The sequence below is a fragment of the Streptomyces sp. URMC 127 genome (assembly GCF_051386535.1).
Taxonomy (GTDB): Bacteria; Actinomycetota; Actinomycetes; order Streptomycetales; family Streptomycetaceae; genus Streptomyces.
This window is the reverse complement of record NZ_JBPQTW010000370.1, coordinates 1-3,475: the sequence shown is the minus strand read 5'-3', so window position 1 is coordinate 3,475 and position 3,475 is coordinate 1. Positions and strand designations below refer to the sequence as shown.

The window sequence follows — 3,475 nt, the reverse complement described above, 5'->3', positions numbered from 1 at the left end:
TTCTCCTTCGGCTCCTTCGGCGGCTCCGCCACGCAATCGTCCCCGTGCCCCGCCCCGTGCCCGTCCGCCGTCAGCGTCGTTTCGTCGAACGGCAGCCGTCCGGCGAGGACCTCGCTCACCCGCTCCTTGTCGATCTCCTTCGTCCACGTGCCGACGAGGACCGTCGCGACCGCGTTGCCCGCGAAGTTCGTCAGGGCCCGCGCCTCGCTCATGAAGCGGTCGATGCCGACGATCAGGCCGACGCCGTCGACGAGTTCGGGGCGGTGGGACTGCAGGCCGCCGGCGAGCGTGGCGAGGCCCGCGCCCGTGACGCCGGCCGCGCCCTTCGACGCGACGATCATGAACAGGAGGAGGGAGATCTGCTGGCCCAGGGCGAGCGGCTCGCCCATGGCCTCGGCGATGAACAGCGACGACATCGTCAGGTAGATCGCCGTGCCGTCGAGGTTGAAGGAGTAGCCGGTGGGGACGGTGATGCCGACGACCGGCTTGCTGACGCCCAGGTGCTCCATCTTGGCGATCAGGCGCGGCAGGGCCGACTCCGAGGAGGACGTGGAGAGGATCAGCAGGAACTCCCGGCCCAGGTACTTGAGCAGGGTGAAGATGTTCACGCCCGCCACGAGCCGCAGCAGCGCGCCCAGCACCACGACGACGAACAGCACGCAGGTCACGTAGAAGCCGATCATGATGACGGCGAGGGACTTCAGGGCGTCGGTGCCCGTCGCGCCCACGACCGCCGCCATGGCGCCGAACGCCCCCACCGGCGCCGCCCACATGATCATGGCGAGGATGCGGAAGACCAGCTTCTGCAGGTGTCCGATGCCGCGCAGCACCGGCTCGCCCGCCGCGCCCAGCCCCTGCAGGGCGAAGCCCGCGAGCAGGGCGACCAGCAGCGTCTGCAGCACCTGGCCGCCGGTGAAGGCGGAGACCATCGTGGTCGGGATGATGCCGAGCAGGAAGGCGGTCGTGGACTCGCTCCCGCCCTTCGCCTGCGCCTCCCCGGCGTGGCGCACCGCGTCGGTCAGGTGCAGCCCGCTGCCCGGCTCCAGGATGTTGCCGACGACGAGGCCGATGGCCAGCGCGACGGTCGACATGACCAGGAAGTAGCCGAGCGCCAGGCCGCCGACGGCGCCGACCTTCGCGGCCTTCCGCACGGAGCCGATGCCGAGCACGATCGTGCAGAAGATGACCGGCGAGATCATCATCTTGATCAGGTTGACGAAGCCGGTGCCGAGCGGTTTGAGCCCGACCGCGACGCCGGGCGCCGCGAGGCCGACCGCGATGCCGGCGAGGACGGCCGCGATCACGGCCAGGTACAGGTAGTGGGTACGGTCCCGCCGCTGCGGCGGCTGCCCGCCCGGGGGTGGTGCCGGCTGTGCCGTCACAGGGATCTCCTAGGGGTTTGCGGCTCCGGGCGCATCCGGGCTCCGAACGGCATCCGGGTGCGTGGGGGAGTCCCCTCTCTCCCGACGAGAGGGGCTCCGGCGACTATGCACGGCTCTGTGACCGTGGTCACCCTTATGTGCATTACGTTCGCGGGCGCGGCCCGGTGCACACTGTCCGCCATGCGCAGACCCCGCATCCGCCGCCCCCGCAGCCTCGCCGGCCAGCTCTTCGCGATGCAGATCGTGCTGGTCGCCGTCGTGGTGGCCGGCTGCGCGGCCTTCGCGTACGCCGCCGACCGCGGCCAGGCCGAGGAGGCCGCGCGCCGCGAGGTGACCGCGGCGGCGGTCGCCGTGGCCGCGTCGTCGTCCGTCCGGGACGCCGTCCGCTCGCCGGACCCGGCCGCCGGCCTCCAGCCGTACGCCGAGCGGGTCCGCCGCGACACCGGCGTCGACTTCGTGACGATCATGAACCCGGACGGCATCCGCTGGACCCACCCGGACCCCGCCCGCATCGGCGAGCGCTACCTCGGCCACACCGCCCCGGCCCTGCACGGCGAGACGTTCTCCGAGACGTACACGGGCACGCTCGGCCCCTCGGTCCGGGTGGTGGTGCCGGTCATGGACGGCGGCAGGGCGCTCGCCCTGGTCAGCGCGGGCATCACCGTCGACACGATCAGCGCCGAGATACGCCGCCAGCTCCTCGGCCTGCTGCTCGTCGCCCTCGCCGCGCTCGCCCTCGGCGGCGCGGGCACGTACCTCCTCAACGCCCGGCTGCGCCGCCACACCCACGGCATGAACGCCGGCGAGCTGAGCCGGATGCACGATTACCACGAGGCGACGCTCCATGCCGTGCGCGAGGGTCTGCTGATGCTCGACGGGCAGCACCGTATCGCCCTCATCAACGACGGCGGACGCGAACTCCTCGGCCTCTCGGGTGACGTGACGGGACGGCAGGTCGACGCCCTGGGCCTGCCTCCCACCCTCACGGACGCGCTGCTGGCCGCCGAGCCGCGCGTCGACGAGGTCCACGCGACGGCCGACCGCATCGTCGTCCTCAACACCTCGCCCGTCTCCGGCGGCGAGCGCCACGGCACCGTCGTCACCCTGCGCGACCACACCGAACTCCAGGCGCTCTCCGGCGAGCTGGACTCCGTGCGCGGCTTCGCCGAGGCGCTGCGCTCACAGGCGCACGAGGCGGCGAACCGGCTGCACGCCGTGGTGTCCCTGATCGAACTGGGCCGCGCGGACGAGGCCGTCGAGTTCGTCACCGCCGAGCTCGAACTCGCCCAGGCCCTCACCGACGAGGTGGTCGGCGCCGTCGCCGAACCCGTCCTCGCGGCCCTGCTGCTGGGCAAGGCCGCCCAGGCCAACGAGCGCGGCGTCGAGCTCGTCCTCGCGCCCGACACGCACGTGGACGACGGCCTGCTGCCGCCCAGCCTGCCCGCCCGCGACCTCGTCACGATCCTCGGCAACCTCGTCGACAACGCCGTGGACGCCGCCGCGGAGGAGGCCAACCGCAGCGCGGCGGAGGTGCGGCACGCGCGGGTCACCGTCACGCTGCGCGCGAGCGAGGGGGCCGCGGACGGCGGCGAGCTGCTGCTGCGCGTCGCGGACACCGGGGCGGGCGTGGCGCCCGAGGCCATGGAGGAGGTGTTCCGGCGCGGCTGGTCGACCAAGTCGCCCGGCGGCGCGCCCCACGGCCGCGGGCTCGGCCTCGCGCTCGTCCGGCAGGCCGTGCGCCGCAACGGCGGTACGGTGCGTGTGGCCGGCTCGCCGGACGGCGGCGCGGAGTTCACCGTACGGCTTCCCCTGCAGGCCGGTCGTCCTGCGGACACGCCGCCCTCCTTGCAGGCTGACCGTCCTGCGGACGCGCTGTCCTCGCTGCAGGCCGGTCGTCCTGCGGACGCGCTGTCCTCGCTGCAGGCCGGTCGTCCTTCGGACGTGCCGCCCTCGCTGCAGGCCGGCCGTCCTGCGGACGCGTCGCTCTCGCTGCGCGCCGACCGTCCTGCGGACGCGCTGTCCTCGCCGCACGCCACCCGGTCCGCGGACACGTCGCCCTCCCCGCACGCCAACCTTCCCCCGGACACGCCGCC

General features: G+C 73.6%; 1 protein-coding gene and 1 pseudogene. One reads left to right on the top strand and one right to left on the bottom strand.

Annotated features, from left to right (window positions below; genetic code table 11):
- On the bottom strand, window positions 1-1,382 hold a 1,382-nt coding region (locus ACSNOH_RS34040; protein WP_436725315.1), incomplete at its 3' end, for a cation:dicarboxylate symporter family transporter.
- A 180-nt stretch (window positions 1,383-1,562) separates the two neighbouring features.
- Between ACSNOH_RS34040 and ACSNOH_RS34035 the strand changes: the two are divergent.
- Window positions 1,563-3,212: pseudogene (locus tag ACSNOH_RS34035) on the top strand (sensor histidine kinase); the annotation flags it as partial.
- Window positions 3,213-3,475 lie beyond the last annotated feature (263 nt).